This window comes from Delftia sp. S65 (assembly GCF_016516495.1).
Lineage (GTDB): Bacteria > Pseudomonadota > Gammaproteobacteria > Burkholderiales > Burkholderiaceae_C > Comamonas > Comamonas acidovorans.
This window is the reverse complement of record NZ_JACVUR010000008.1, coordinates 1-25,303: the sequence shown is the minus strand read 5'-3', so window position 1 is coordinate 25,303 and position 25,303 is coordinate 1. Positions and strand designations below refer to the sequence as shown.

Genomic DNA, 25,303 nt, shown 5'->3' with positions numbered 1-25,303 from the left:
AATCATAAGCGCCTGCACCATGGGCACCGACTTCCATGGCCACCGCGCGGCACGCACCGGGCGGCCGGCCCATTCCCCAGGAGACCCCATCTTGCAAGCACCCACCACACCGCGCAGCCAGCCCGCCGAGGCGTCCCCCTCCACCGCGACCTCCACCGCGACCTACACCGTGCGCCATGCCGTGATCGCCATGCTGCGCGAGCTGGGCATGACGCGCATCTTCGGCAACCCGGGCTCGACCGAGCTGCCGCTGTTCCGTGACTACCCCGAAGACTTCTCCTATGTGCTGGGCCTGCAGGAAACCGTCGTCGTGGGCATGGCCGACGGCCACGCCCAGGCCACGCGCAATGCCAGCTTCGTGAACCTGCACTCGGCTGCGGGCGTGGGCCACGCCATGGCCAACATCTTCACGGCCTTCAAGAACCGCACGCCCCTGGTGATCACGGCGGGCCAGCAGGCGCGCTCGCTGCTGCAGTTCGACCCCTTCCTGCACTCCAGCCAGGCCGCCGAGCTGCCCAAGCCATATGTGAAGTGGAGCTGCGAGCCCGCGCGCGCCGAAGACGTGCCCCAGGCGCTGGCGCGCGCCTACTACATCGCCATGCAGGAGCCGCGCGGCCCCGTGCTGGTCTCCATTCCCGCCGATGACTGGGACAAGCCGGCCGAGCCCGTCACGCTGCGCCACGTGGGCTTCGAGACGCGGCCCGATCCGCGCACGCTGGACCTCATCGGCGATGCGCTGGACGCCGCGCGTGCCCCGGCCCTGGTCGTGGGCGCGGCCGTGGACCGGGCCCAGGGCTGGGATGCCGTGGTTGCGCTGGCCGAGCGCCACCAGGCCCGCGTCTTCGTGGCCCCCATGAGCGGGCGCTGCAGCTTCCCCGAGGACCATCCCCTGTTCGCCGGCTTCCTGCCCGCCATGCGCGAGCGCATCGTGCAACTGCTGTCCGGCCATGACGTGGTCTTCGCCGTGGGCGCGGCCGCCTTCACCTACCACGTGGAAGGCGAGGGCCCGCACATCCCCGAAGACACGGCGCTCTACCAACTGATCGAGGACCCGGCCATTGCCGCCTGGGCCCCCGTGGGCACGGCCGCCGTGGGCAATGTGCGCATGGGCGTGGAGGAGCTGCTGCAGCGCCCCGCGCCCGCACCGCGCCAGGCGCCCGCACCCCGGCCCGCAGCGCCCGTACCGGCCGCGCCCGCCGCAGGCGAGCGCATGTCGGTGGCCTTTGCCATGCACACGCTGGCCCAGGTGCGCGACCGGCTCAGCATCGTGGTGGAAGAGGCGCCCAGCTCGCGCTCCACCATCCAGACCTACCTGCCCATCTTCCACTCGGGCACCTTCTACACCATGTGCAGCGGCGGCCTGGGCCACAGCATGCCGGCCGCCGTGGGCGTGGCGCTGGCACAGCCCGAGTCCAAGGTGGTCGCCGTCATCGGCGACGGCTCGGCCATGTACGCCATCCAGGCCCTCTGGAGCGCAGCCCAGCTGCGCCTGCCCATCAGCTTCGTGATCCTCAAGAACCGCCGCTATGCGGCGCTGCAGGACTTCGCCCATGTCTTCGGCTACCGCGAGGGCGAGAAGGTCGAGGGCACGGAACTGCCCGACATCGACTTCGTGGCGCTGGCCCGTGGCCAGGGCTGCGACGGCGTGCATGTGGAGAACGCGGCCGAGCTGGCCGATGTGCTGGCGCGTGCGCTGGCCCACCCCAAGCCCATCGTGGTCGAGGTCGAAGTCGCCTGAGCGCAGGCCCCGGGGCAGGAGACAAAGCCATGGAAAACACAAGAAGCATAGGCATCCTCGGCGCAGGCGCCATGGGCACCCTGTTCGGCGCGCGGCTGGCCCGCATCGGCCTGGACGTGACCCTGGTCGACGTGAACGACGAGCTGCTGCAGGCCCTGAACCGCGATGGCGCGCGCTGCCACACCGATGAGGGGCTGCTGCAGGCCCGCGTGCATGCGGCGCGGGCCGAGCAGCTCACGGCCGGGCCCGCGCTGTGGCTGGTCTTCACCAAGTCGGCCCATACGCGGGCCGCGCTGCAGGGCATTGCCCATCTCATCGGGCCGGACACGCATTTCCTGAGCCTGCAAAACGGCATAGGCCATGCCGACGTGCTGCGCGAGCGGGTGCCGGTCGAACGCATCGCCGTGGGCGTGACCACCTGGCCTGCGCGCGTGATGTCGCCGGGCGAGGTGAGCTCCATGGGGCAGGGCGGTATCCGCTTCATGCCTTGCGATGGCCAGCGCAGCGCGGTCTTCGACCTGCTGGCGGAAGACCTCAACCGCGCAGGCATGCATTGCAGCATCGACCCGCAGGTGCAGGAAGCCATCTGGGAGAAGCTGGCCTTCAATGCCGCCTTCAACGGCGTGTGCGCCGTGACGCGCCATACCGTGGACGGACTGGCCAATCCGCAGGGCGAGGCCCTGCTGCAGCGCGTGCTGGACGAGGTGCTGTCCGTCGCCCATGCCCATGGCGTCGCCGCCAGTGCCGAGCGCGTGGGCGCGGCCGTGCGCGATGCGCTGGACCACCACCGGGGCCACCAGCCCTCGATGCTGCAGGACCTGCTGGCCGGCCGTGCCACCGAGACGGGCGCCATCCATGGCGCCGTGCTGCAGGTGGCCGACCGCCTGGGCATTGCCGTGCCGGTGACGCGCACGCTGCACGCACTGGTCAGCCTGTCCGAGAACGCGGGCGCTGTCGCACCGCGCTGAACGCGCTCAAGGCAAAACGAGCCACTACAAGAAGGAGACAAGATGCTGCGCAGACAAGCACTCAAGGCCGCACTGGCCATAGGCGCCCCGCCCCTGCTGGGCATGGGCACGGCACACGCACAGACCGGCAAGCCCGTCGAATGGGTGGTGGGCTTTGCCGCAGGCGGCGGCTCGGACGCCGTGGCGCGCACCGTGGGCGAGTCCTTTGGCAAGGCCCTGGGCCGCACCGTGGTCGTCATGAACAAGCCCGGGGCCGGCACCAACATCGCCGCCGAATACGCGGCGCGCACGCGCGAACTGGGCAGCCTGGTCTTCACGGCCGACTTCGCCACGCTGGCGGCCAACCCCCACCTGTTTCGCAAGCTGGCCTACAACGCCGAGAAGGACTTCGTGCCCATTGGCCTGCTGGCGCGTTTCCCGCTGTTCCTCGTGGTCGGCAACCAATTGCCGGTGCACAACCTGCAGGAGTTCACGCAGTGGGTGAAGGCCCAGCCAGGCCTCGTCAGCTACAGCAGCCCGGGCCTGGGCACGCCGCACCACCTGGCCACCGAACTGCTGTCGCAGCGCCTGGGCCTGAAGATGTCCCATGTGCCCTATCGCGGCGCGGGGCCGGCCCTGATCGACGTGATCGGCGGCCAGATCCCCTTCATGCTGGCCGACAGCGCGGCGGCGGCCCAGCACATTGCGGCCGGCAAGCTGCGCGTCATCGGCGTGGCCAGCGCCGAGCGGCTCAAGAGCCATCCGTCCGTGCCCACGCTGGCCGAGCAGGGCGTGAAGGATTTCGAGGCCCATGCCTGGCAGGGCCTGGTCGCACCCGCAGGCACGGACGACGCCACCGTACAGGCCTGGTCCGTGGCGCTGCAGCAGGCGCTGCGCTCGCCTGCCGTGCTGGCGCGTTTCGAGGCGCTGTCGCTGGAGCCGCTGCCCGGCACGCCTGCGCAGATGCGTGACTACTGGCGCAGCGAAAGCCGGCGCTGGGGCCAGGTCATCGAGTCGGCGGGCATACGGCTGGATTGACCGTAGCGCCGCTGCGCCGCTGCTGCTTCAGGCGCCCTCACCGTTTTCAAGAACTCATAACCCAAGGAGACATAGCTCATGCACAAGACAACCCCCTTCAGCCGCTGGCGCCGCCTGGGCCTGCTGGCCCTGCTGGGCGCGACGGCCTCGGTCCCTGCGCTGGCGCAGAAGGCCGGCGACAAATGGCCCGAGCGCCCCGTGCGCCTGGTCGTGAACTTCGCGCCCGGCGGCGCGGCCGACGTGCTGGCGCGCGCCATCACGCCCACCATGTCCCAGGTGCTGGGTCAGTCGGTGGTGGTGGACAACAAGCCCGGTGCGGGCGGCAACATCGGCATCAGCGAAACCGTGCGCGCGCCCAAGGATGGCTACACGCTGCTGCTCAGCTCGGGCGGGGCCATCACCATCAACCCGATGATCTACAGCAAGCTGGCCTTCAATCCCGAAAAGGACTTGACGCCCGTGGCTGCCGTGGCGCGCGTGCATGTGTTCCTGGAGACCAATCCCGCCGTGCCCGCCACCAACGTGGCCGAGTTCATCAAGCATCTGAAGGCCAATCCCGGCAAGCTGTCCTACGGCTCGCCGGGCCAGGGCAGCTCGCCGCACCTGGCCGGCGAGATGTTCAAGCGCATGGCCGGTGTCGATGCCGTGCACGCCCCCTACAAGGGCGCGGGCCCGGCGCTCAGCGACGTGCTCAGCGGGCAGCTGCAGTTCTGGTTCGACCCGGGTCCGGGCCTCAAGCAGGTGGAGGCCGGCAAGCTGCGCCTGCTGGCCATCGGCAGCCCGCACCGCTCGCCGCAGTACCCCAACGTGCCCACGCTGGCCGAAAGCGGCCTGCCCGGCTTTGATGCCGACACGCTGTTCGGCATCTACGCGCCCACGGGCACGCCCGAATCGGTGATCGAGGCCGTTCGCACTGCCGTGGCCAAGGCGCTGGAGCAAAAGAACGTCAACGACGTCATCCTCACCCTGGGCGCCACGCCCGCGCCCCTGAGCCGCAAGGCCTTCATCGACCACCACGCCACCGAGCGCGAGCGCTTTGGCGAACTGGTGAAAGCCATCGGCCTGAAAGTGGACTGAGCTTTCCCGCAGGCCATCGCCCGCAAGCCGCCCGCTCCGCGCTGGCGGCTTTTTTCTTTCCGGTCCGGGCCGGGCCGAGGGGGCCTTGTGCCGGCCATCTTCTATACGAAGGTATATCCCGCATCCACCAATGAACAGGCCAGCCTTCCCAACAAAGGCTGGCCGCAGGCACTTTCGCCTTTGATAATTCCGGGCACATATTGCACTGCAGCAAACAGGGCTCCCGGCCTGCACGGGGACTGCGCCACCCACACGCAAAGGAGTACCCCATGGACCCCGATCCTGATTCCGATCCCGATCCTGCCAGGCGCTGCCGCGCCGCCCCTTTCCGTCTTTCCCTTCTTCCATTTCTTGATCTGCCCGGACCCGGGCGGAGGCCTGTGATCGCCTGAAGGGGCGAGAGGTCTGCGCGGGTCCGTGGCGCCCGGAGACCTCAGGATGACCCGCTTTCTCGCTTCTGAACGACCAGGCCGACCCCATGGCCAACCACATGGCCGACCCCATGACCGACTCCATGGCCTGCACCCGCGCCATCCCTTGCTGGCGGCCGCCTGGCCTGTGGGCGGGCTGCTGATCAGCGTGGCCATGGCCGCCTGCAACGGCCCGGCCGAAACCCAGGCTGCAGTGGCAACCCCCGCCACCGCCGCCCCGCAGCCGGCTCCCGTGCGACGCGAAGGCAACCTCATCGTGGTGCCCGAAGGCTCGCCGCTGCGCGAGCGCCTGCAGGTGGCCGAGATCGCCCTGCAGCCGCTGCAGACCCGCCTGTCGGCCCCCGCCACCATCGAGGCCGAGCCTGAAAAGCTGGTCCGCATCACGCCGCCCGTGGCGGGCCGCCTGGTGCGCCTGCACCACCAGCTGGGCGATGCGGTGAAGGCCGGCGATGCGCTGATCACCATGGACTCCTCCGAGATCTCCAGCGTGCGTGCCGAGCACGCCAAGGCCCAGGCCGCGCTGCTGCACGCGCGCCAGGAATTCGACCGCCAGAAGCTGCTGTTCGATGCCGAGATCGCCGCGCGCAAGGACTACGAGGCCGCGCAGCAGTCGCTGGCCGCCGCGGGTGCCGATGCGCGCGCCGCCTCCGACCACCTGTCCCAGCTGGGCGCAGCCGTGCAGGAAGGCTCGCGCGGCAGCTACGTGGTCAAGTCGCCCATCAGCGGCCGCGTGGTGGAGATGGCGGGCTCGCAGGGCGGCTACTGGAACGATGTGAATGCCTCCGTCATGACCGTGGCCGACCTGCGCAAGGTCTGGCTCAGCGCCAGCGTCAGCGAGCGCGACCTGGCCCATGTGGACGTGGGCCAGCAGGCCCACATCGCGCTGGCCGCCTATCCCGACCTGCAGCTGCAGGGCCGCGTGCAGTACGTGGGCGAGCTGGTGGATACCGCCACGCGCAGCGTCAAGGTGCGCGTGGCCGTGGACAACCCCGAAGGGCGGCTGCGCCCCGGCATGTTTGCGCGCGTGGGCTTCGACGCCCCGGCGCGCCAGGCCGTGATGGTGCCGGCCGCGGCCCTGCTGCAGGGCCAGGTCAGCACGCGCGTCTTCGTGGACAAGGGCGGCTGGCGCTTCGAGCCGCGCGACGTGCAGGTCGGCGCGCAGCAGGACGGCCAGGCCGAGATCCTCTCGGGCCTGGCTGCCGGCGAGCGCGTGGTGGTCAACGGGGGAGTGCTGCTGCAATGATCGAGCGCATCGTCAACATCGGCTTTTCGCGCCGCGGCGTGGTCTGGCTGGTCTTTTGCTTCGCGGCCCTGTATGGCGTGTTCAGCTGGAAGCAGCTGCCGCTGGAGGCCTATCCCGACATTGCCGACGTGACCTCGCAGATCGTCACCCAGGTGCCAGGCCTGGCGGCCGAGGAGATAGAGCAGCAGATCACCATTCCGCTGGAGCGCGCCCTGCTGGCCACGCCCGGCATGCACGTGCTGCGCTCGCGCAGCCTGTTCGCGCTGTCGCTGATCACCGTGGTCTTCGAGGACGGCGTGGACGGCTACTGGGCGCGCCAGCGCCTGAAGGAGCGCATCGACGAGGTCACGCTGCCCTATGGCGCCCGCGCCGGGCTGGACCCCTACAGCTCGCCCACGGGCGAGGTCTACCGCTACACGCTGGAAAGCCCGGTGCGCAGCCTGCGCGAGCTGTCCGAGCTGCAGCAATGGGTGGTGATCCCGCGCCTGAAGAAGGCCCAGTCCGTGGTGGACGTGACCAACTTCGGCGGCCTGACCACGCAGTTCATGCTGGAGCTGGACCCGGCGCGGCTGCTGCAGTACGGGCTGGCGCTGTCCCAGGTGATCGAGGCCATCAATGCCAACAACGCCAGCGGCGGCGGCAGCGTCATCGACCGGGGCGATGTCTCCTATGTGGTGCGCGGCGTGGGCCTGCTGGGCTCGCTGGACGACATGGGCAACGTGGTCGTCAAGACCACGGACAGCGGCACGCCCGTGCTGGTCAAGGACCTGGGGCGGCTGACCTACGGCAACGTGGAGCGGCGCGGCATCCTGGGCAAGGACGGCAACTCCGACACCCTGCAGGGCATCGTGCTGCTGCTCAAGGGCTCCAACCCCTCGCAGGCGCTGGAGGGCATCCACGCCGCCGTGGAGGAGCTCAACGGCAAGCTGCTGCCGCCCGACGTGAAGGTCGTGCCCTACCTGGACCGCACCACGCTGATCGAGCGCACCACCCACACCGTGGGCAAGACCCTGGCCGAAGGCCTGATCGTCGTCACCCTGGTGCTGCTGGTCTTCCTGGGCAGCCCGCGCGCGGCGCTGATCGTGGCGCTGACCATTCCCATGGCGTTGCTGCTGGCCTTCATCTTCATGCACCACGCGAAGATTCCGGCCAACCTGCTGTCGCTGGGCGCCATCGACTTCGGCATCCTGGTGGACGGCGCCGTGGTCGTGGTCGAGAACATCCTGCGGCGCCGCGAGGCCGACCAGAACCGGCCGCTCACGCCCAGGGACGCCATCACGGCCACGCTGCAGGTGGCGCGGCCCATCTTCTTCGGCATGTGCGTGATCGCGGCCGCCTACCTGCCGCTGTTCGCCTTCGAGCGCATCGAGTACAAGCTGTTCTCGCCCATGGCCAGCGCCGTGGGCGCGGCCCTGGTCGGGGCGCTGGCCGTGGCCCTGCTGCTCACGCCGGCCCTGGCCTGGCTGGCCTTCCGCAGGCCGCGCAAGATATTCCACAACCCCGTGCTGCACCGGCTGGGCGTGGGCTATGACCGCTTCCTGGGCGTGGCCGTGGGCCGCGTGCGCTGGCTGGCGGGGGCCGTGGCGGCCTCGCTGCTGGCGCTGGGCGTGCTGGCGGGCACCATGGGCCGCGACTTCCTGCCGTACCTGGACGAAGGCTCCATCTGGCTGCAGGTGCAGATGCCGCCCGGCATCACGCTGGACAAGGCGCGCGACATGGCCGACGCGCTGCGCAGCGCCGCGCTGGAGTTCCCCGAGGTCTCCTACATCGTCACCCAGACCGGGCGCAACGATGACGGCACCGACTACTGGACGCCCTCGCACATCGAGGCCAGCGTGGGCCTGCATCCCTATGGCGAATGGAAGTCGGGCCTGACCAAGCAGCAGCTGATCGCGAAGATGGCCGCGCGCTTCGACCAGCTGCCCGGCTATTCCGTGGGCTTCATGCAGCCCATGATCGACGGCGTGCAGGACAAGCTGTCCGGCGCGCACAGCGACCTCACGGTGAAGGTCTTCGGCCAGGACCTGGCCGAGGACCGGCGCGTGGCCGATGCCCTGGTGGCCGTGCTGGAGAAAGTGCCCGGCGCGGCCGACGTGGCCGTGGACGTGGAGCCGCCGCTGCCCAACCTGCGCATTGCGCTGGACCGCGCGGCTGCCGCGCGCTACGGCATCAATGCCTCCGACGTGGCGCAGCTCATCTCCACCGGCGTGGGCGGGGCCTCCATCGGCCAGCTCTACGTGGGCGAGCGCAGCTACGACATGGCCGTGCGCTTCACGCCCGACACGCGCAGCAGCCCCGAGGCCATCGGCGCGCTGCGCCTGTCGGCGGCCAACGGCGCCCAGGTGCCGCTGGCCGACGTGGCGCGCATCACCACCACCGTGGGCCAGAGCGTCATCGTGCGCGAGGGCGGCGAGCGCCACATCCTCGTCAAGCTCAATGTGCGCGGCCGCGACCTGGCGGGCTTCCTCAAGGATGCGCACACCGCCATCGATCAGCACCTGGACTACGACCGCCAGAAGCTGCACATCGAGTGGGGCGGCCAGTTCGAGAACCTGCAGCGTGCCGAGGCGCGGCTGCTCATGATCCTGCCGCTGACGCTGGGCATCATGCTGGTGCTGCTGTTCGGCGAGTTCGGCAACCTGCGCCAGCCGCTGCTGGTGCTGGGCGTGGTGCCGCTGGCCATGATCGGCGGCTTTGCGGGCCTGCACCTGCGCGGCATGACGCTCAACGTCTCCAGCGCCGTGGGCTTCATCGCGCTGTTCGGCGTGGCCGTGCTCTCGGGCGTGCTCATGGTCTCGCAGATCAACCGGCTGCGCCGCGAGGATGGCCTGGGCCTGCGCGAAGCCGTGCTCGAAGGCGCCTCCAGCCGCATGCGCCCCGTGCTGATGACGGCCACCGTCGCCGCCTTCGGCCTCACGCCGGCCATGCTGGCCACGGGCCTGGGCAGCGACGTGCAGCGGCCCCTGGCCACGGTCGTGGTCTGCGGCCTTTTCAGCGCCACCTTGCTGACCCTGCTGCTGCTGCCCAACCTCTACTACGTGATCGAGGCCCGTGCCGCCAGCGCTGCCGAACGCCGCCAGCGCCGCGCCGCTGAACGCGGTGAGAGCGGCGATCCGGATGCCGCCGAGGACGAGGGCGGGCATCGCACCGCAACGAGCCAACCCCATTGATGCGAGTCGCCATGCAAACGACCCTTTTCTTCCCCAGGCAGGCCCTGGCCCTGCTGCTGTGCCTTGGCGCCGCAGCCCAGGCGCAGACGGCGCCGTCCGCCGGCCTGCGCTTTTCCGACTACCTCAACGCCGTGGAGCAGCACAGCCCCCTGCTGCGCTCGGAGGAACAGGGCGTGGAATCCGCGCGTGCCGGCATCGGCATCGCCGGCATACGCCCCGACCCCAGCCTCACGCTGGGCGCCTCGCGCGAGCAGGTGCGCACCGGCCAGCCCCGGCCCACCACGCGCAACTACGAGATCAGCATGGAGCTGGAGACGGGCGGCAAGCGCGCCGCGCGCATTCAGTCCGCACGCAGCCAGGTGCGCCTGTCCGAGGCCGGCCTTGAAGGCGTGCGCAGCCAGCTGTTCTCCGATGCCGCCCAGGACTACACCCAGGCCTGCCGCGACTCGCTGGCGCTGGAGCGCAAGCAGCAGACGCTGAAGGCGCTGGGCGACGTGGTGCAGGCCAACGAGCTGCGGCGCAAGGCCGGCGACATCGGCGGCGTGGAATGGCTGCAGTCGCGCGTGGAGCGCGACCGCTTCCAGGCCGAGGTGGTGCAGGCGCGCGCCGAGGCGCAGACCGCGCGGCTGGCGCTGTCCGTCCCGCTGGGGCGCCGCCTGTCCGAAGTCTTTGCCAGCGACACGCTGCAATGCGGCTTCATGGAATTGGCCGAAGACTCGGGGCTGGAGGATGCCGACGCCCTGGTCGCCCAGGCGCTGCAGTCGCGCGCCGAGGTGCGCATCGCCCAGGCGGCGCTGGAGCATGCACGCGACAACGCGGGCCTGGCCCGGGCCAACCGCTGGGTCAATCCCACGCTGGCCGTGGGCATGGCCGCCGTGCCCTCCACGGCTGCCGGCACCGATGCCCAGGGCAATCCCTTCGATGGCGGCGGGCGCTCGCGCACGCTGTCGGTCTCGGTCAGCGTGCCGCTGCCGCTGTCGCGCCTGGACCGGGGCGATCTGGTGCAGGCCGAGGCGGCCGTGACCCAGGCCATGCTGGCCCTGCAGCAGGCCCAGAACCGGGCCGAGGCCGATGTGCGCGGCGCGCGCTTTCGCCTGACCGCCGCGCGCGAGAACGTGCAGCGCTACCGCGACGGCGTGCTGCGCGATGCGCAGCGCGTGCTCGAAGGCATACGCCTGTCCTACCGGCATGGCGAGGCTTCGCTGCTGGAGCTGCTGTCCGCCCAGCGCTCGGCCGACGAGGCCTACCTGGGATCGCTGGAGGCAGAGACCGAGCTGGCCAAGGCCACCGTGGAGCTCCAACTGAGCGTGGGCCGGCGACCCGCCCTCTGATCGCGGGAGGGCAGGGCATCTTGCGACACAATCGACACGCCCTCATCGCAGCCCTGCACGCCATGACCACCGCTCTGCGCCGCTTTCCCCATTGGCCCCGGGCCCTGATCCTGGCGGCCATGGGCGTCGCCATGGCCGCGATCTTCGCGCTGGACACGCTGACCGACTACGCCGTGGCGGCCGCCGTGTTCCATACCGCCATCATCCTGGTGGCGGTGCGCTGGTTCAGCCCGCGCGTGGTCATCGGCCTCACGGCGCTGTGCATCGTGCTGACCCTGGTCAGCTTTGCGCTCACGCCGGCCGGTGCCTATCGCACCGGCCTGATCAACATGGTGATCAGCATCCTGGCCATTGCCGTCACGGCCTATCTGGGCCTGAAGATGGTGGCGGCCCAGAACGCGGCCCATGAGGCGCGCAGCCAGCTGATGCGCATCACCCAGACCACCAGCCTGGGGCAGTTGACGGCCTCCATCGCCCATGAGGTCAACCAGCCGCTGGCGGCCATCGTCACCAGCGGCAATGCCTGCCAGCGCTGGCTGGCCCAGGAGCCGCCCAACCTCGCCAAGGCCGGCCAGGCGCTGGAGCGCATCCTGGGCGATGCGCAGCGCGCCAGCGATGTCATTGCCCGCATCCGCAGCATGGCGCGCGGCGAGGCGCCCAGCCGCCAGTCCTTCGACCTCAACGACGCCGTGCGCGAGATGGCGCGCCTGTCGGACGCCGAGCTGGACCGGCGCGGCGTGGCCCTGGACCTGCAACTGGCGCCCGCGCTGCAGCCGGCCTGGGCCGACCGCGTGCACATCCAGCAGGTGCTGGCCAACCTGCTGATCAATGCCATGGATGCCATGCAGGGCACGCCCGCCGCGCAGCGGCGCATCACCGTCACCACCCAGGCCCTGGGCCAGCAACTGGTGCTGACCGTGGCCGATGCGGGCGAAGGCCTGTCGCCGCTGGCCCGCACCCACCTGTTCGATGCCTTCTGGACCACCAAGCCCGACGGCATGGGCCTGGGCCTGAACATCTGCCGCCACATGGCCGAGGCCAACGGCGGCCGCATCTGGGCCACGGACCGCGAGGACATGCGCGGCGGCACGGTCTTTCACATCACCATTGCCTGCGCCCCGGCCACGGGCGACAGGTCTTCCACGGGATTGCGCCATGGCTGAACCCTCCACGGCCGAAGCCGAGGCACTTGTCTACATCGTCGATGACGACGCCTCGGTGCGCGCCGCCATCGAGGACCTGCTGGCCTCGGTGGGCCTGTGCGTGCGCGCCTTCGGCGCCACGCGCGAGTTTCTGGACCACTGGCAGCGGCAGCCGCCCGCGGGGCCTGCATGCCTGGTGCTGGACATCCGCATGCCGGGCCAAAGCGGCATGGATTTCCGGCGCCAGATGCTGGAGATGGGCCTGAAGCTGCCCACCATCTTCATCACCGGCCATGGCGACATTCCCATGAGCGTGGAGGCCATGAAGACCGGCGCCATCGAGTTCCTGACCAAGCCCTTCCGCGACCAGGACCTGCTGGACGCCATCCAGCAGGGCATTGCCCTGGACCGCCAGCGCCGCGCGCTGGAGGCCGGCGAACAGGCGCTGCGCGCCTGCTGGCAATCGCTGTCGCCGGGCGAGCAGGAAGTGGTCGTGGGCGTGGTGCGCGGCCTGCTGAACAAGCAGATCGCGGCAGACCTGGGCGTGAGCGAGATCACGGTGAAGGTGCGGCGCGGCCAGGCCATGCGCAAGATGCAGGTGCGCACGCTGGCCGACCTGGTGCGTGCGCTGGAGCGGCTGGATATCCGCTGAGGTGTCCTGGCAGGCCGGGCGCAGGCCAGGGGCCGGCCTGCCGCAACGCTTCAGTGGGCGTGGCCGTGCGCCGGTGCCTGCGCAGGCCCGCTCGCGGCCTTGGTGGCACTGGCGGCATCCAGCGCCAGGAAGTGGTGGACCACGGGCCGCCCGGGGCCGATATGAAAGCGCAGCGCCTGGGCCTGCAGATCGGCATCGGCCTTGGACACGCGCTGGTGCTGGCGCAGATGCTCGGCCCAGGACTCCACCAGGAACCACTCGATCACCCGGCCCGGTTCGCCCGTGTGCTCGGCGATGCCCCAGGCATAGGCGCCGTCGCGCCGGCGTTCGCGTGCGACATGCTGCATGGCCTCGATGAAGGCTGGCAGGTCGTCGCGGCGCACCTGGTACTCCACCTGGATCATCACCGGGCCACGGTCATGGGCCACGGGCTCGGCCAGCAGCGGCTCGGGCCAGTGGTTGGAGGCTTGCAGGTCCGCCTCGCCCGTGGGCAGCTTGATGCGGTGGAACACCAGCGAGATGGCCACCAGGCCCGCCGCGCCGATCAGCAGCGCCGTGGGAATGCCCACACCCTGCGCGAACAACCCCCAGGTCAGGCTGCCGCCCGCCATGGCGCCGTTGAACACCATCAGGTAGATGGCCAGCCCGCGGCCGCGCACCCAGTTGGGCAGCACCGCCTGGGCCACGCCGTTGAGCGTGGTCAGCGCAATGATCCAGCCCAGGCCCAGCACCAGCATCAGCAGCACGGCGGCCCATTGCGGCGGCGCGGTGGACAGCGCGGCCATCACGGCGGCGCTGAGCACGGAGGACAGCAGCACCAGGCCATCGGCATCGAGCTTCTGGCGCAGGCGCGGCAGCAGCAGGGCGCCCAGGATGGCGCCTGCGCCCACGGCGCCCAGCATCACGCCGTAAAAGCCTGCCGAGCCGCCCAGCATGCGCCGCGCCACCAGCGGCAGCAGGGCCCACACCGAGCTGGCGAACAGGAAGAACACGGCGGCGCGCAGCAGCACCACATGCAGCTCGCGGCTGGAGCGGGCATAGCGCAGGCCTGCGCGGAAGGCGCCGAAGAACTGCTCGTTCAGGGCCGAGGCCTCTGCCTTGGGGCGCTTCCACCAGACCAGCGCGGCGATCACGAACACGTAGCTGGCCACGTCCGCGCCATAGGCCGCCGCCGCGCCGAAGCTGGCCAGCAGCAGGCCGCCGGCCGCAGGGCCCAGGGCGCGTGCGATGTTGATGCCCAGCGAGTTCAGCGCCACCGCGTTCTTGAGGTCGCTGCGCGGCACCAGCTCGGGCACGATGGACTGCCAGGTCGGCCCCATCAGCGCCGCGCCTATGCCGCCCACGAAGGTCAGCGCCACCAGGTACTCCACGGTCAGCGTGTTGGTGCGGGCCAGCAGCAGCAGGCTGGCGCTGACGGCGGCCAGCAGGATCTGGATGCCGATCAGGAAGCGCCGCCGGTCCAGGATGTCGGACAGCACACCGGCCGGAATCGCCAGCAGGAAGATGGGCAGCGTGGCTGCCGTCTGGATCAGGGCCACGGCGGCCGGGCTGGCCGACAGCTCGGTCACCATCCAGGAGCTGGCCACATCGCGCATGAAGCTGCCGATGTTGCCCAGCACCGTTGCCGCCCACAGCACCGCGAACACGGGCTGGCGCAGCGGCGCGAAGCTGCCGGAGGCAGTGGCTGCGGGCCGGGTCGAATCAGCGGTCATGGCGCTCTCCCAGGTCATGCCAGGCGACGAACAGAAAGCCGCCGACCAGGCCCAGATGCTCGAAGAAGGAATTGGCCGCCATGAAGCGCTCCTGCCCTGCAGGAAGCTCCCAGAAGCGCAGCGCGACGAAGGTGGCCAGCAGCGTGAACGCGGCCAGCGCCAGGGCGCCCAGCCAGCGCAGCCGGCCGGTGATGATCATGGCCGAGGCGCCCAGCTCCAGCGCGATCACCAGGACCGCGAACAGCGGTGCCGGCGACAGGCCGAAGTGGGCCATCTCGCCCAGCGCACCGGGAAAGTCGGTGAGCTTGACCAGGCCACCCTGCAGATAGGCGGCGCACAGGCCCAGGTAGGCCACCAGGCGCACGGCCTGGCTGCCGAACACCGGGCGTGCGGTGGCCGCAAGGCGGCCGGAGAACGTACTGGCTTGGGTCATGGCGGGTGTCATGCGTGTGGTCCTCAGGCCATCCAGCAGGAGCAGCCCAGCGCGCCGAAGAAGCTTCGGGGGTCCGAGGTCGGCACGTTCGATGCCCAGGCGTCGGCATGGCTGTGGCCGTGCATGCCGCAGCTGGTGCCGCAGCCGCAGGCCGCCGCCAGGCTGCGGTAGCGCGCGGGGTTGAGCGAGTTTCTGCCAGCGCCCTCGGGCTCGCCCCAGGCGCCGTAGCCGCCAAAGCGCCGCACGGGCGACCAGTCGGGCATGGCCGGCGGCAGCGGGTTGTCGTCATGCTGCTGGAAGGGTCCTGCGCCATAGACCACGCGGCCGCCCACCACGGTGAGGTCGGAGGTGAGGAAGGAGATCTCGTCCTCGGGCACGGCGAAGTAGTCCTTGCTGGGCACGATCATGTCGGCCAGCTGGCCCACCTGGATGCGGCCGCGCAGGCCTTCCTCGTTGGAGAACCAGGCCACGTTTTCGGTCCACATGCGCAGCGCGGTCTCGCGGTCCAGCAGGTTGCGCTGGGGGTACATCTGCAGGCCGCCCACGGTCTTGCCCGTCACCATCCACGACAGCGACACCCAGGGGTTGTAGGAGGCCACGCGCGTGGCGTCCGTGCCGGCCGAGGTCTTCACGCCGCGCTCCAGGATCTTCTTGACGGGCGGTGTGGCCTCGGTGGCGCGTGCGCCGTAGCGTTCGGTGAAATATTCGCCCTGGTAGGCCATGCGGTGCTGCACGGCCACGCCGCCGCCCAGCGCCGCAATGCGGTCGATGGACTTGTCCGAAATGGTCTCGGCATGGTCGAAGAACCAGTTCAGGCCGTCGATGGGCGTGTCGCGGTGCACCTTCTCGAACACATCGAGCGCGCGTGAGATGGTCTCGTCATAGGTGGCATGCAGGCGCCACGGCCATTGGTTCTGCACCAGCACGCGCACCACTTCCTCCAGGTCGCCCTCCATGCTGGGGGGCATGTCGGGGCGCGGCTGGCGGAAGTCCTCGAAGTCGGCGGCCGAGTACACCAGCATCTCGCCCGCGCCGTTGTGGCGGAAATAGTCGTTGCCCTGCTTGTACTTCACGCTTTGCGTCCAGTTGAGGAAGTCGGCCTTCTCCTCCTTGGGCTTTTGCGTGAACAGGTTGTAGGCCAGGCGCACGGTGATCTGGTTGGCGTCGCTGAGCTTCTGGATCACGTCGTAGTCGTCGGGGTAGTTCTGGAAGCCCCCGCCCGCATCGATCACGCCGGTCACGCCCAGGCGGTTGAGTTCGCGCATGAAGTGGCGCGTGGAGTTGACCTGGTAGTCCAGCGGCAGCTTGGGGCCCTTGGCCAGCGTGGCATAGAGGATGGTGGCGTTGGGCTTGGCCAGCAGCAGGCCCGTGGGGTTGCCGTTGGCATCGCGCGTGATCTCGCCGCCTGCAGGCTGGGGCGTGTCGCGGGTGTAGCCCACGGCGCGCAGGGCGGCGGCGTTGAGCAGGGCGCGGTCATACAGGTGCAGCAGGAACACCGGCGTATCGGGCGCGATGGCGTTGATCTCGTCGATGGTGGGCAGGCGCTTTTCCACGAACTGGTGCTCGGTGAAACCGCCGACCACGCGCACCCACTGCGGCGCAGGCGTGATGGCCACCTGGCGCTTGAGCATGTCCAGCGCGTCGGCCAGCGAGCGCACGCCGTCCCAGCGCAGCTCCAGGTTGAAGTTCAGGCCGCCACGGATCACGTGCGTGTGGTTGTCGAACAGGCCGGGCAGCACGCTGCGGCGCTGCAGATCGATGCGGCGCGTGCCGCTGCCGGCCAGGGCCAGCACCTCGGCGTCCGAGCCCACGGCGATGAACCGGCCGTCCTTCACGGCCACGGCGGTGGCGGTGGGCTGGGCCTTGTTCAGCGTGGTGAAGCGGCCGTTGTGGAAGATGACTTCGGGCGTGGAATCGGACATGGAGGCTCCTTGGCGAGCGTTGGTGGTGCAACCCAGCAGTCCACCCATGGCAAGGGTGGCGGCGGAGCCCAGGACTTTTCTGCGCGTGGTCATGGTGCAGTTTTCTTGGAGAGAGGGGGAGGTGTCAGCCGTGGTGCCGATCGGCATCGGCATCGGCGTTCTTGCGGCCGGGCAGCTGGCCCAGCACATGCTCGGTGGCCTGCGTCTTGCTGCAGGCGCTGCGCAGGTCCATGCCCTGCAGCAGATGCCGGCCCACGGGCACGATCTGCTCGCCGGCCAGGATGCCCAGCAGGCCGACCAGGGCCACCAGCGGCGGTGCGGGCGAGCGCACCTGCAGCAGGCTGTAGACCACACCGACCAGCAGGCCGGCCCCAAGGGAAAGTGCGTAGAGCTTCATGGTGTCACTCCGTGGACGGGGCCGGCGGCGGCGCTGACGCTCAGACCTTGGCGGGGTTCGGGCCCACGGTCTCGCCGTGCTGCACGCGCTCGGCGGCCTTGTGCACCATGGTGTAGGCATAGTCCACGCCCATGCCGTAGGCGCCGGAATGCTCGCGCACGATGTCCATCACTGCGTCGTAGGTCTCGCGGCGGGCCCAGTCGCGCTGCCATTCCAGCAGCACCTGCTGCCAGGTCACGGGCACCACGCCGGCCTGCACCATGCGGTCCATGGCGTAGTTGTGCGCGTCCAGCGACGTGCCGCCCGAGGCGTCGGCCACCATGTAGATCTCGTAGTCCGTGTCATGCAGGGCCGACAGGGCGAAGGTGGTGTTGCACACCTCGGTCCACAGGCCGGAGACCACGATCTTCTTGCGGCCCTGGGCGGCGTTCCTGGCCAGTGCGTCCCGCACGTTCTGGTCGTCCCAGGAATTCATGGAGCTGCGCTCCAGCAGTGGGTGCTCGGGGAACACGGCCAGCAGTTCGGGATAGGTGTGGCCGGAGAAGCTGCCCGTCTCCACCGTGGTGATGGTGGCGGGAATGCCGAAGGCCTTGGCCGCCTTGGCCAGGCCCACCACGTTGTTCTTGAGCACCTGGCGGTCGATGGACTGCACGCCGAAGGCCATCTGGGGCTGCTGGTCGATGAAGATGATCTGGCTGTTGGCGGGCGTCAGGACTTCGAGGTACTTGCGGTCGGTCATGGTGATCTCCTGTGAGGGGTTGGACGGGGTACGGGAAATGTTTTCTTGGGAAGAGGCGGGCAGGGCGCTTCAGCGCGCCGTGTCGACGAGCACCAGCTCGGTGTCGGCCAGGGCCGTCACACGGAAGCTGTCCACATCGCTGATGGCGGCGCCGTCGCGCTCCTGCAGCGTCACGCCGTCGATCTGCACCGAGCCGCTGGCCGGCACCAGGTAGCCCAGGCGATCACGGCCGATGCGGTACTCCGTGCTCTCGCCGGCCTTCAGCGTGGCGCCCAGCACCCGGGCGGCGGTGCGGATGGGCAGGGCGTCCTCGTCGCCGGGCAGGCCGCTGGCCAGGGCCACGAAGCTGCCCGAGCGCTCGCCCTTGGGGAAGGGCTTGGCACCCCAGGACGGGGGCTGCTGGCCGCGCTCGTCGGGCATGATCCAGATCTGGAAGATCCGCGTCGTGTCCTTTTCCTGGTTGTATTCCGAGTGGCGGATGCCGGTGCCCGCACTCATCACCTGCACATCACCCGCTTCGGTGCGGCCCTTGTTGCCCAGGCTGTCCTGGTGGGTGATGGCGCCTTCACGGACGTAGGTGATGATTTCCATGTTGGCGTGGGCATGGGGCGGGAAGCCCGTGCCGGCGGCGATGGTGTCGTCGTTCCACACCCGCAGCGCGCCCCAGCCCATGCGGGCCGGATCGTGGTAGCCGGCGAAGGAAAAGTGATGCTTGGCATCGAGCCAGCCGTGGTTGGCACCGCCAAGGGCTTGGAAGGGACGGCGTTCGATCATGGTGTTCTCCTGCTGCGTTGTGTGTTGCGATGGATGAACTTTATGTTTTGCCGATCAAGAAGAGAATAGAAAATATGCAAAGACATCTATTCCAAAACTTTCATGCCAAGACTTCCTGACCTCGAAGCCTGGGCCGTCTTCGCCAAGGTGGCCGAGACGGGCTCCTTCGCCAAGGCCGCCGCCGACCTGGGCGTCTCCCAGCCCACCATCTCCAAGGCCATCACGCGGCTGGAGACGCGGCTCAAGACCAGCCTGTTCCACCGCACCTCGCGGCGCATGTCGCTGACGGCCAGCGGCCAGGCCTCGCTGGAGCGTGCCGCGCGCATCCTGGCCGAGGGCGAGGCCGTGGAGGCCGAGATCAGCGAGCAGTCCAAAAGCCTGCGCGGCCCCATCCGCATTGCGGCGCCCATGTCGTTCGGCATCTCGCACCTGGCGCCGGCCGTGCCAGCCTTCATGGCCGAGCACCCGGAAGTCACGCTGGACCTGCACTTCAGCGACGAGCTGATCGACGTCGTGGCCCAGGGCTTCGACATCGCGCTGCGCATCTCCTCGCTGCCCGACTCCAGCCTGCTGGCGCGGCGCCTGTGCACGGTGCGCCTGCTGCTGGTGGGATCACCCGAATACTTCGAGCGCCACGGCCGCCCCACCCATCCGCGCGATCTGGCGCAGCACCGGGCGCTGCGCTATGTGCACAGCCGCCTGGGCGAGGCCTGGCGCTTCGTGCATGCGCGCCGCGGTGAGTTCGCCCAGGTCGTGCCCACGGCCATGCGCGTGAACAATGCCGAGGGCCTGGCGCCGGCCCTGCGCGCCGGGCTGGGCCTGGCCCTGCAGCCCGAGTTCCTGGCTTGGGAAGACCTGCAGTCCGGCGTGTTGCAGACCTGCATGGACGACTGGCAGGTGCCCTCCATCGCCCTGCACATCGTCACGCCACCCGGGCGTGCGCGGCCGGCGCGCGTGCAGGCGCTGATCGATTTCCTGGCTGCGCACTTCGCGCTGGCGCCCTGGGCGCGTGAGCCGCAGGCGTAGATCGCAAAAAGGGGAGGGCTTCGGCCTCAGCTGGCCCAGGAGGCCGGCAGCAGCTGCAGCAGCACCACCGTCATCACCACATAGCGCAGGAACTTGCCGATGGCCATGTAGAACACGCAGGGCCAGAACGGCAGGCGCAGCCAGCCGGCCACGGCGCACAGTGGATCACCCACCACGGGCAGCCAGCTCAGCAGGCAGGCCTTGGCGCCCAAGCGGCGCAGCCACACGCGGGCGCGGCGCTCGTGGCGGGACAGGGCGCGGGGCGGCTTGGCCCGCAGATCCTCGGGCAGTCCGGCGCGCCGCCGCTCGCGGGCCGCACGCCAGGCCTTGTGCGCACCCAGGCCCATCCACCAGCTGATGGCGCCGCCCAGCGTATTGCCGGCCGTGGCCACGAAGACCGTCTGCCAGAACAGATCGGGGTTGAGCTGCAGCAGGCCGACCACCGCAGGCTCGGAGCCCAGCGGCAGCAGCGTGGCCGAAATCAGGGCCACGATGAACACGGTGCTGAGGCCGAACTGCGGCAGCGCCAGCCAGCCCAGCAATTGATGCATCCAGAATTCCATAGGTGCTGCCAAGTGTAGGTCTGCGCTGGCTGACGCCTTGTCGGCCTGAAGCTATCGTGGAACCCGTTCCAGAACCACAAGCACAGGGGGCGTCATGCAGACAGGGCGGATTGCAGGATGGGCGGGATGGGCGGCATTGGGAATGGCAGCAGCCGGCTTGGCCGGCTGCGCTGCGTTGCAGCCATCGCCAGGCAAGGACACCACCGTGGTGGCTCAGGCCGCTGCCCAGGCGCCGCCCACCCAGGCTGCACCGCCCTCCGCCTGGAGCAAGGCGCTGCAGGCCAAGGGCTGCACCCTGCCGGACCCGGCCGTGGGCGACAGGCTGGAGCAGCTGCAGCGCGAGCTGGAGCCGCTGGGCCTGGAGCCGCGTCTGCAAGGCTGCGTGAGCCTGGCCGGGTCCGAGCCCGGCCCGGCCCTGGTGCTGGACGCCTGGGTGACCGACGGGCGCAAGGCCATGGCCGTGGTGCGCGGCCCGCTGGCCGACGGCGAGGCGCTGGACCTGGGACTGGAGGCTGGGCTGCAGGCAGCAGGGCAGCAGAAAGCCGGGCTGCAGAAGGTCGGCCTGCGACCCATGCCCGACGACCAGGTCTCTCCCGACGTGCAATTCAACCGCCGCTGGTGGCAGGGCCGGCTGGGTGCCTACGGGCTGCAGGCCGTTCCGGGCCAGGTGCGCACCTTCGTGCCCACACCATGAAAACTGCGCACTGTCTTGTTTTCGCTGCTTGGCCGTCTTGACGGCCCGGTTTTAGCCCTGCTGAAAATTTGGGCAGGTACAATCTTGGTCCTTTGTTGCCGCCCGTTTTGTGCTCGGCGCGCGTGTTTTCTCCGGCTTTTCCGATGTCCTCCCCACCCCTGTCCATAGGCCCCCATGCCCTGGCCAATCGCCTGTTCGTCGCCCCCATGGCCGGGGTGACGGATCGGCCGTTCCGCCAGCTGTGCAAGGCCCTGGGCGCGGGCTACGCGGTCAGCGAGATGGTGACATCGCGCAAGGACCTGTGGAACAGCCTCAAGACCTCGCGCCGCGCCAACCATGAAGGCGAGCCCGGCCCCATCGCGGTGCAGATCGCGGGCACGGACGCCGAGATGATGGCCGAGGCCGCGCGCTACAACCTGGACCGCGGCGCCCAGATCATCGACATCAACATGGGCTGCCCGGCCAAGAAGGTCTGCAACAAATGGGCCGGCTCGGCCCTGATGCAGAACGAGGCCCTGGCCGTGGAGATTGCCCAGGCTGTTGTAGAGGCCTGCGCCCCGCACGGAGTGCCCGTCACGCTGAAGATGCGCACCGGCTGGTGCGACGCGCACAGGAACGCCGTGGTGCTGGCCCGCCGCTTCGAGGAGGTGGGCATACAGATGCTCACCGTGCACGGCCGCACGCGCGAGCAGGGTTACAAGGGCTTTGCCGAGTACGACACCATCGCTGCCGTCAAGGCGGCGGTGCGCGTGCCCGTGGTGGCCAATGGCGACATCACCAGCCCCGAGAAGGCGCGCGACGTGCTCGCCTACACGGGCGCCGATGCCGTGATGATCGGCCGCGCGGCCCAGGGCCGGCCGTGGATCTTCCGCGAGATCGCGCACTTCATGGCCACGGGCGAGCACATGGCCCCGCCGCTGGTGGCCGAGCTGCGCCGGCTGCTGCTGGACCACCTGCAGGACCACTACAGCCTGTACGGCGAGGGCACCGGCGTGCGCAGCGCGCGCAAGCACATCGCCTGGTACCTGCGCAGCCTGCCGGGCGGTGAAGCATTCAGACAACACATCAACACCATCGAGGACTGCGCGGTGCAATGGCAGGCCGTGGCCGACTATCTGGACGCCCTGGGCGCACAGATGGACCGGATACCGGCCGCCATCGATGCCGGCGCCACAAGCGCCGAATTCGGAGAGCCCGCAGGAATGACAGTATGAGCAACCAGAACATCGAACAATGCGTGCGTGAAAGCCTGGAGGGGTATTTCCGCGATCTCGACGGCGAAAAGCCCAACGGCATGTACGACATGCTGATCCACCTGGTCGAAAAGCCGCTGCTGGAAGTGGTGATGACCCAGGCCGACAACAACCAGTCCCGCGCTGCCGACTGGCTGGGCCTGAACCGCAACACGCTGCGCAAGAAGCTGCTCGAGCACGACATGCTCTGAGCGGCACGAATCTCCATTTCTTCAAACTCCCTGCACTGACGCCCATGAACGCCCTGCTCTCCGTCTCTGACAAGACCGGTATCGTCGAATTCGCCCAAGGCCTGCACGCCCTGGGCATCAAGCTGCTGTCCACCGGCGGCACCGCCAAGCTGCTGGCCGAGGCCGGCCTGCCTGTGACCGAGGTGGCCGAAGTCACCCAGTTCCCCGAAATGCTGGACGGCCGCGTCAAGACCCTGCACCCCAAGGTCCACGGCGGCCTGCTGGCGCGCCGCGAGCTGCCCGCCCACATGGCGGCCCTCAAGGAGCACGGCATCGACACCATCGACCTGCTGGTGGTGAACCTCTACCCCTTCGAGGCCACCGTGGCCAAGGCCGGCTGCACGCTGGCCGACGCCATCGAGAACATCGACATCGGCGGCCCGGCCATGGTGCGCTCTGCCGCCAAGAACTGGGCCGACGTGGGCGTGATCACCGACGCCGGCCAGTACGAGGCCGTGCTGGGTGAACTCAAGGCCAGCGGAAAGCTGTCCGACAAGCTGCGCTTTGCGCTGTCCGTGGCCGCCTTCAACCGCATCGCCCAGTACGACGGCGCCATCAGCGACTACCTGTCCAGCGTGAAGTTCGAGGACGAGAAGCTCTCCGAAGCCTACGTGCCCGAGCGCAGCCCCTTCCCCGGCCAGAGCAACGGCCACTTCACCAAGGTGCAGGACCTGCGCTACGGCGAAAACAGCCACCAGCAGGCCGCCCTGTACCGCGACCTGTATCCGGCTCCCGGCTCCCTGGTCACGGGCGAGCAGCTGCAGGGCAAGGAGCTGTCGTACAACAACATCGCCGACGCCGACGCCGCCTGGGAATGCGTCAAGAGCTTCGAGCAGCCGGCCTGCGTGATCGTCAAGCACGCCAACCCCTGCGGCGTGGCCGTGGGCAAGGACGCGCACGAAGCCTATGCCAAGGCCTTCCAGACCGACCCCACCAGCGCCTTCGGCGGCATCATCGCCTTCAACCGCACGGTGGACAAGGCAGCGGCCGAGGCCGTGGTCAAGCAGTTCGTCGAGGTGCTGATGGCCCCCGACTTCACGGCCGAGGCGCTGGAAATCTTCAAGCCCAAGGTCAATGTGCGCCTCATGAAGATCGCCCTGCCTGCCGGCGGCGAGCGCGCCTGGGACCAGGGCCGCAACGCCATGGACGCCAAGCGCGTCGGCTCGGGCCTGCTGCTGCAGACCGCCGACAACCATGAGCTGGCCCTGGCCGACCTCAAGGTCGTCACCGTCAAGCAGCCTACCCCCGAAGAACTGCAGGACCTGCTGTTCGCCTGGAAGGTCGCCAAGTACGTCAAGAGCAATGCCATCGTGTTCTGCAAGAACGGCATGACCATGGGCGTGGGCGCAGGCCAGATGAGCCGCCTGGACTCGGCACGCATCGCCTCCATCAAGGCCGAGGCCGCCAAGCTGAGCCTGCAGGGCACGGTCGTGGCCAGCGATGCCTTCTTCCCCTTCCGCGACGGCCTGGACGTGGTCGTTGACGCAGGCGCCACCTGCGTGGCCCAGCCCGGTGGCTCCATGCGCGACCAGGAAGTCATTGACGCCGCCAACGAGCGCGGCGTCGCCATGGTCTTCACCGGCGTGCGCCACTTCCGCCACTGATGGCCGGCCAACTGCCTCCTGACGCAGACGACGAGGGCGACGACGCCCCCCACCGGCCCCGCTGGCTGGGCTGGGCGCTCGTGGTCTTCATGCTGCTGGTGGCGCTGGGTGTCTTCAACATCGGCTGGCGCATCATGCGCGGGCCGGCTGTTGCGCCCGTTGCACCTGCTGCTGGCCTGCCGGCGGCTGCCGTGACGGCAGCTGCAGATCCAAATGCAGATGCAGGCCCCCGGCTGCTTGCCGGCAAGGCCCTGGTCGAGGGCAATGACTGCCTGCGCTGCCACGGCATGGTGCGCCACTACGTGGGCCCGTCCTTCCAGCAGATCGCCGAGCGCTACCGGGCCCGCGAAGATGCCGCCGACTACCTGGCGCGCAAGATCCGCGAGGGCGGGGCCGGCGAATGGGGCCGCGCCATCATGCCGCGCCACCCGCACCTCGATACGGCGCAATCCCTGCAGATGGCGGCCTGGCTGCTGTCCCTCCCCTCTCCCGAGCCCGGGAAGTCCTGACCATGTCCCGCCTGTTCACCGCCCCTGACGGCCGGCCGCGCTGCCACTGGTGCGCCGCCACGGACAACTACCTGGCCTACCACGACCGTGAATGGGGCTTTCCCGTCACCGACGACCGGCGCCTGTTCGAGAAGCTCAGCCTTGAAGGCTTCCAGTCCGGCCTGAGCTGGCTGACCATCCTCAACAAGCGCGAGAACTTCCGCGCGGCCTTTGCGGGCTTCGACTTCCACCAGATCGCGCGCTTCACCGAAGACGACGTGCTGCGGCTGCTGGGCGATGCGGGCATCGTGCGGCATCGCGGCAAGATCGAGGCCGTGATCAACAACGCGCAGCGGGCGCTGGAGATGGTGGAGGCGCAAGGCTCGCTGTCGGCCTTCTTCTGGCGCCATGCGCCTGCACCCGTGACCGGTGGCGGCGCGCCCGTGTCCGAGACGGCCGAGTCTCGGGCGCTGTCCAAGGAGTTGAAGAAGCTCGGGTGGAAGTTCGTGGGGCCTACGACTGTCTACTCGTTCATGCAGGCCATGGGGTTGGTCAATGACCATGCTTTGGGGTGTGTGGTGAGGGGTGAGGTGGAGCGGGCGCGGGGTGCGTTTCTGCTTGGTGCTTGAGCTGAGGTCTGGTTTTTGACCCTGCCGGGTGGTTGTTTTTCGAGGCCGGGTTTCGGCCCGGCGGCCGACC

23 protein-coding genes are annotated in these 25,303 nt (G+C 69.4%); 16 read left to right on the top strand and 7 right to left on the bottom strand.

Translation table 11 applies throughout. The features are described from left to right. Positions 1–169: 169 nt before the first annotated feature. The 9 genes from mdlC (at position 170) to IAE24_RS09535 (ending at position 12,769) form a co-directional block, all read left to right on the top strand. Positions 170–1,738 carry a benzoylformate decarboxylase gene (gene mdlC / locus IAE24_RS09575; RefSeq protein WP_325100523.1) on the top strand — a complete coding sequence of 523 codons (1,569 nt, stop codon included), beginning with the start codon at positions 170–172 and terminating at the stop codon, positions 1,736–1,738. A gap of 29 nt (positions 1,739–1,767) precedes the next feature. After that, on the top strand, positions 1,768–2,706 hold the full coding sequence (locus tag IAE24_RS09570; protein WP_199962278.1) for a ketopantoate reductase family protein: 939 nt from the start codon (positions 1,768–1,770) through the stop codon (positions 2,704–2,706). Between the two features lie 42 nt (positions 2,707–2,748). Continuing rightward, complete coding sequence (locus IAE24_RS09565; protein WP_199962279.1) at positions 2,749–3,723, top strand: Bug family tripartite tricarboxylate transporter substrate binding protein; 975 nt, start codon at positions 2,749–2,751, stop codon at positions 3,721–3,723. Positions 3,724–3,801: 78 nt separating this feature from the next. Then, the gene (locus tag IAE24_RS09560; protein WP_013804051.1) at positions 3,802–4,800 is read left to right on the top strand and encodes a Bug family tripartite tricarboxylate transporter substrate binding protein; all 999 of its coding nucleotides are present in this window, start codon (positions 3,802–3,804) and stop codon (positions 4,798–4,800) included. Between the two features lie 438 nt (positions 4,801–5,238). Then, positions 5,239–6,474, top strand: a complete 1,236-nt coding sequence (locus IAE24_RS09555) for an efflux RND transporter periplasmic adaptor subunit (protein ID WP_199962280.1) — start codon at positions 5,239–5,241, stop codon at positions 6,472–6,474. Beyond that, a complete protein-coding gene (locus IAE24_RS09550) occupies positions 6,471–9,644 on the top strand; it encodes an efflux RND transporter permease subunit (protein ID WP_199962281.1) in 3,174 nt (1,057 codons plus the stop codon). Before IAE24_RS09555 ends, IAE24_RS09550 begins: the two co-directional genes overlap by 4 nt. Before the next feature lie 11 nt (positions 9,645–9,655). Beyond that, complete coding sequence (locus IAE24_RS09545) at positions 9,656–10,975, top strand: TolC family protein (RefSeq protein WP_199962282.1); 1,320 nt, start codon at positions 9,656–9,658, stop codon at positions 10,973–10,975. Positions 10,976–11,037: 62 nt separating this feature from the next. Further along, complete coding sequence (locus tag IAE24_RS09540) at positions 11,038–12,138, top strand: sensor histidine kinase (RefSeq protein WP_199962283.1); 1,101 nt, start codon at positions 11,038–11,040, stop codon at positions 12,136–12,138. After that, positions 12,131–12,769 carry a response regulator transcription factor gene (locus tag IAE24_RS09535; protein WP_013804046.1) on the top strand — a complete coding sequence of 213 codons (639 nt, stop codon included), beginning with the start codon at positions 12,131–12,133 and terminating at the stop codon, positions 12,767–12,769. Before IAE24_RS09540 ends, IAE24_RS09535 begins: the two co-directional genes overlap by 8 nt. A 50-nt stretch (positions 12,770–12,819) precedes the next feature. Here IAE24_RS09535 and IAE24_RS09530 read toward each other — a convergent pair whose 3' ends face one another. From IAE24_RS09530 to IAE24_RS09505, 6 genes are all read right to left on the bottom strand, one after another. Further along, positions 12,820–14,481: an MFS transporter gene (locus IAE24_RS09530; RefSeq protein ID WP_199962284.1), complete on the bottom strand. Its 1,662-nt coding sequence runs from the start codon at positions 14,479–14,481 to the stop codon at positions 12,820–12,822. Further along, positions 14,471–14,914, bottom strand: a complete 444-nt coding sequence (locus tag IAE24_RS09525; RefSeq protein ID WP_174549386.1) for a DoxX family protein — start codon at positions 14,912–14,914, stop codon at positions 14,471–14,473. Before IAE24_RS09525 ends, IAE24_RS09530 begins: the two co-directional genes overlap by 11 nt. Before the next feature lie 23 nt (positions 14,915–14,937). Then, complete coding sequence (locus IAE24_RS09520) at positions 14,938–16,836, bottom strand: amidohydrolase (protein ID WP_199962285.1); 1,899 nt, start codon at positions 16,834–16,836, stop codon at positions 14,938–14,940. 124 nt (positions 16,837–16,960) lie between these two features. After that, complete coding sequence (locus IAE24_RS09515) at positions 16,961–17,233, bottom strand: XapX domain-containing protein (RefSeq protein ID WP_012203487.1); 273 nt, start codon at positions 17,231–17,233, stop codon at positions 16,961–16,963. A 40-nt stretch (positions 17,234–17,273) separates the two neighbouring features. Further along, positions 17,274–17,972: a hydrolase gene (locus IAE24_RS09510; protein ID WP_043824894.1), complete on the bottom strand. Its 699-nt coding sequence runs from the start codon at positions 17,970–17,972 to the stop codon at positions 17,274–17,276. A gap of 69 nt (positions 17,973–18,041) precedes the next feature. Beyond that, positions 18,042–18,746 carry a pirin family protein gene (locus tag IAE24_RS09505; RefSeq protein ID WP_012203489.1) on the bottom strand — a complete coding sequence of 235 codons (705 nt, stop codon included), beginning with the start codon at positions 18,744–18,746 and terminating at the stop codon, positions 18,042–18,044. A 102-nt stretch (positions 18,747–18,848) separates the two neighbouring features. On the opposite strand from IAE24_RS09505, the gene IAE24_RS09500 reads away from it, so the two are divergent. Then, a complete protein-coding gene (locus tag IAE24_RS09500; protein ID WP_199962286.1) occupies positions 18,849–19,772 on the top strand; it encodes a LysR family transcriptional regulator in 924 nt (307 codons plus the stop codon). Between the two features lie 26 nt (positions 19,773–19,798). On the opposite strand, the gene IAE24_RS09495 is transcribed toward IAE24_RS09500, so the two are convergent. After that, positions 19,799–20,323: a YqaA family protein gene (locus IAE24_RS09495; protein ID WP_013804040.1), complete on the bottom strand. Its 525-nt coding sequence runs from the start codon at positions 20,321–20,323 to the stop codon at positions 19,799–19,801. Positions 20,324–20,429: 106 nt separating this feature from the next. Here IAE24_RS09495 and IAE24_RS09490 point away from each other — a divergent pair, with 106 nt between their 5' ends. From IAE24_RS09490 to IAE24_RS09465, 6 genes are all read left to right on the top strand, one after another. Beyond that, positions 20,430–21,029, top strand: coding sequence for a hypothetical protein (locus tag IAE24_RS09490; protein ID WP_199962287.1), 600 nt, complete (start codon positions 20,430–20,432; stop codon positions 21,027–21,029). 143 nt (positions 21,030–21,172) lie between these two features. After that, entirely contained in the window at positions 21,173–22,243 is a 1,071-nt protein-coding gene (dusB, locus tag IAE24_RS09485) for a tRNA dihydrouridine synthase DusB (RefSeq protein WP_013804038.1), read from the top strand. Beyond that, positions 22,240–22,473 (top strand): Fis family transcriptional regulator, encoded by a 234-nt coding sequence (locus IAE24_RS09480; protein WP_013804037.1) that lies wholly within the window; start codon positions 22,240–22,242, stop codon positions 22,471–22,473. The genes dusB and IAE24_RS09480 overlap by 4 nt, the downstream gene beginning before the upstream one ends. Positions 22,474–22,517: 44 nt before the next feature. Further along, the gene (purH, locus tag IAE24_RS09475; protein ID WP_043824897.1) at positions 22,518–24,116 is read left to right on the top strand and encodes a bifunctional phosphoribosylaminoimidazolecarboxamide formyltransferase/IMP cyclohydrolase; all 1,599 of its coding nucleotides are present in this window, start codon (positions 22,518–22,520) and stop codon (positions 24,114–24,116) included. Next, the gene (locus tag IAE24_RS09470) at positions 24,116–24,625 is read left to right on the top strand and encodes a c-type cytochrome (protein WP_199962288.1); all 510 of its coding nucleotides are present in this window, start codon (positions 24,116–24,118) and stop codon (positions 24,623–24,625) included. The genes purH and IAE24_RS09470 overlap by 1 nt, the downstream gene beginning before the upstream one ends. A 2-nt stretch (positions 24,626–24,627) precedes the next feature. Beyond that, positions 24,628–25,233, top strand: coding sequence for a DNA-3-methyladenine glycosylase I (locus IAE24_RS09465; RefSeq protein ID WP_199962289.1), 606 nt, complete (start codon positions 24,628–24,630; stop codon positions 25,231–25,233). Positions 25,234–25,303 lie beyond the last annotated feature (70 nt).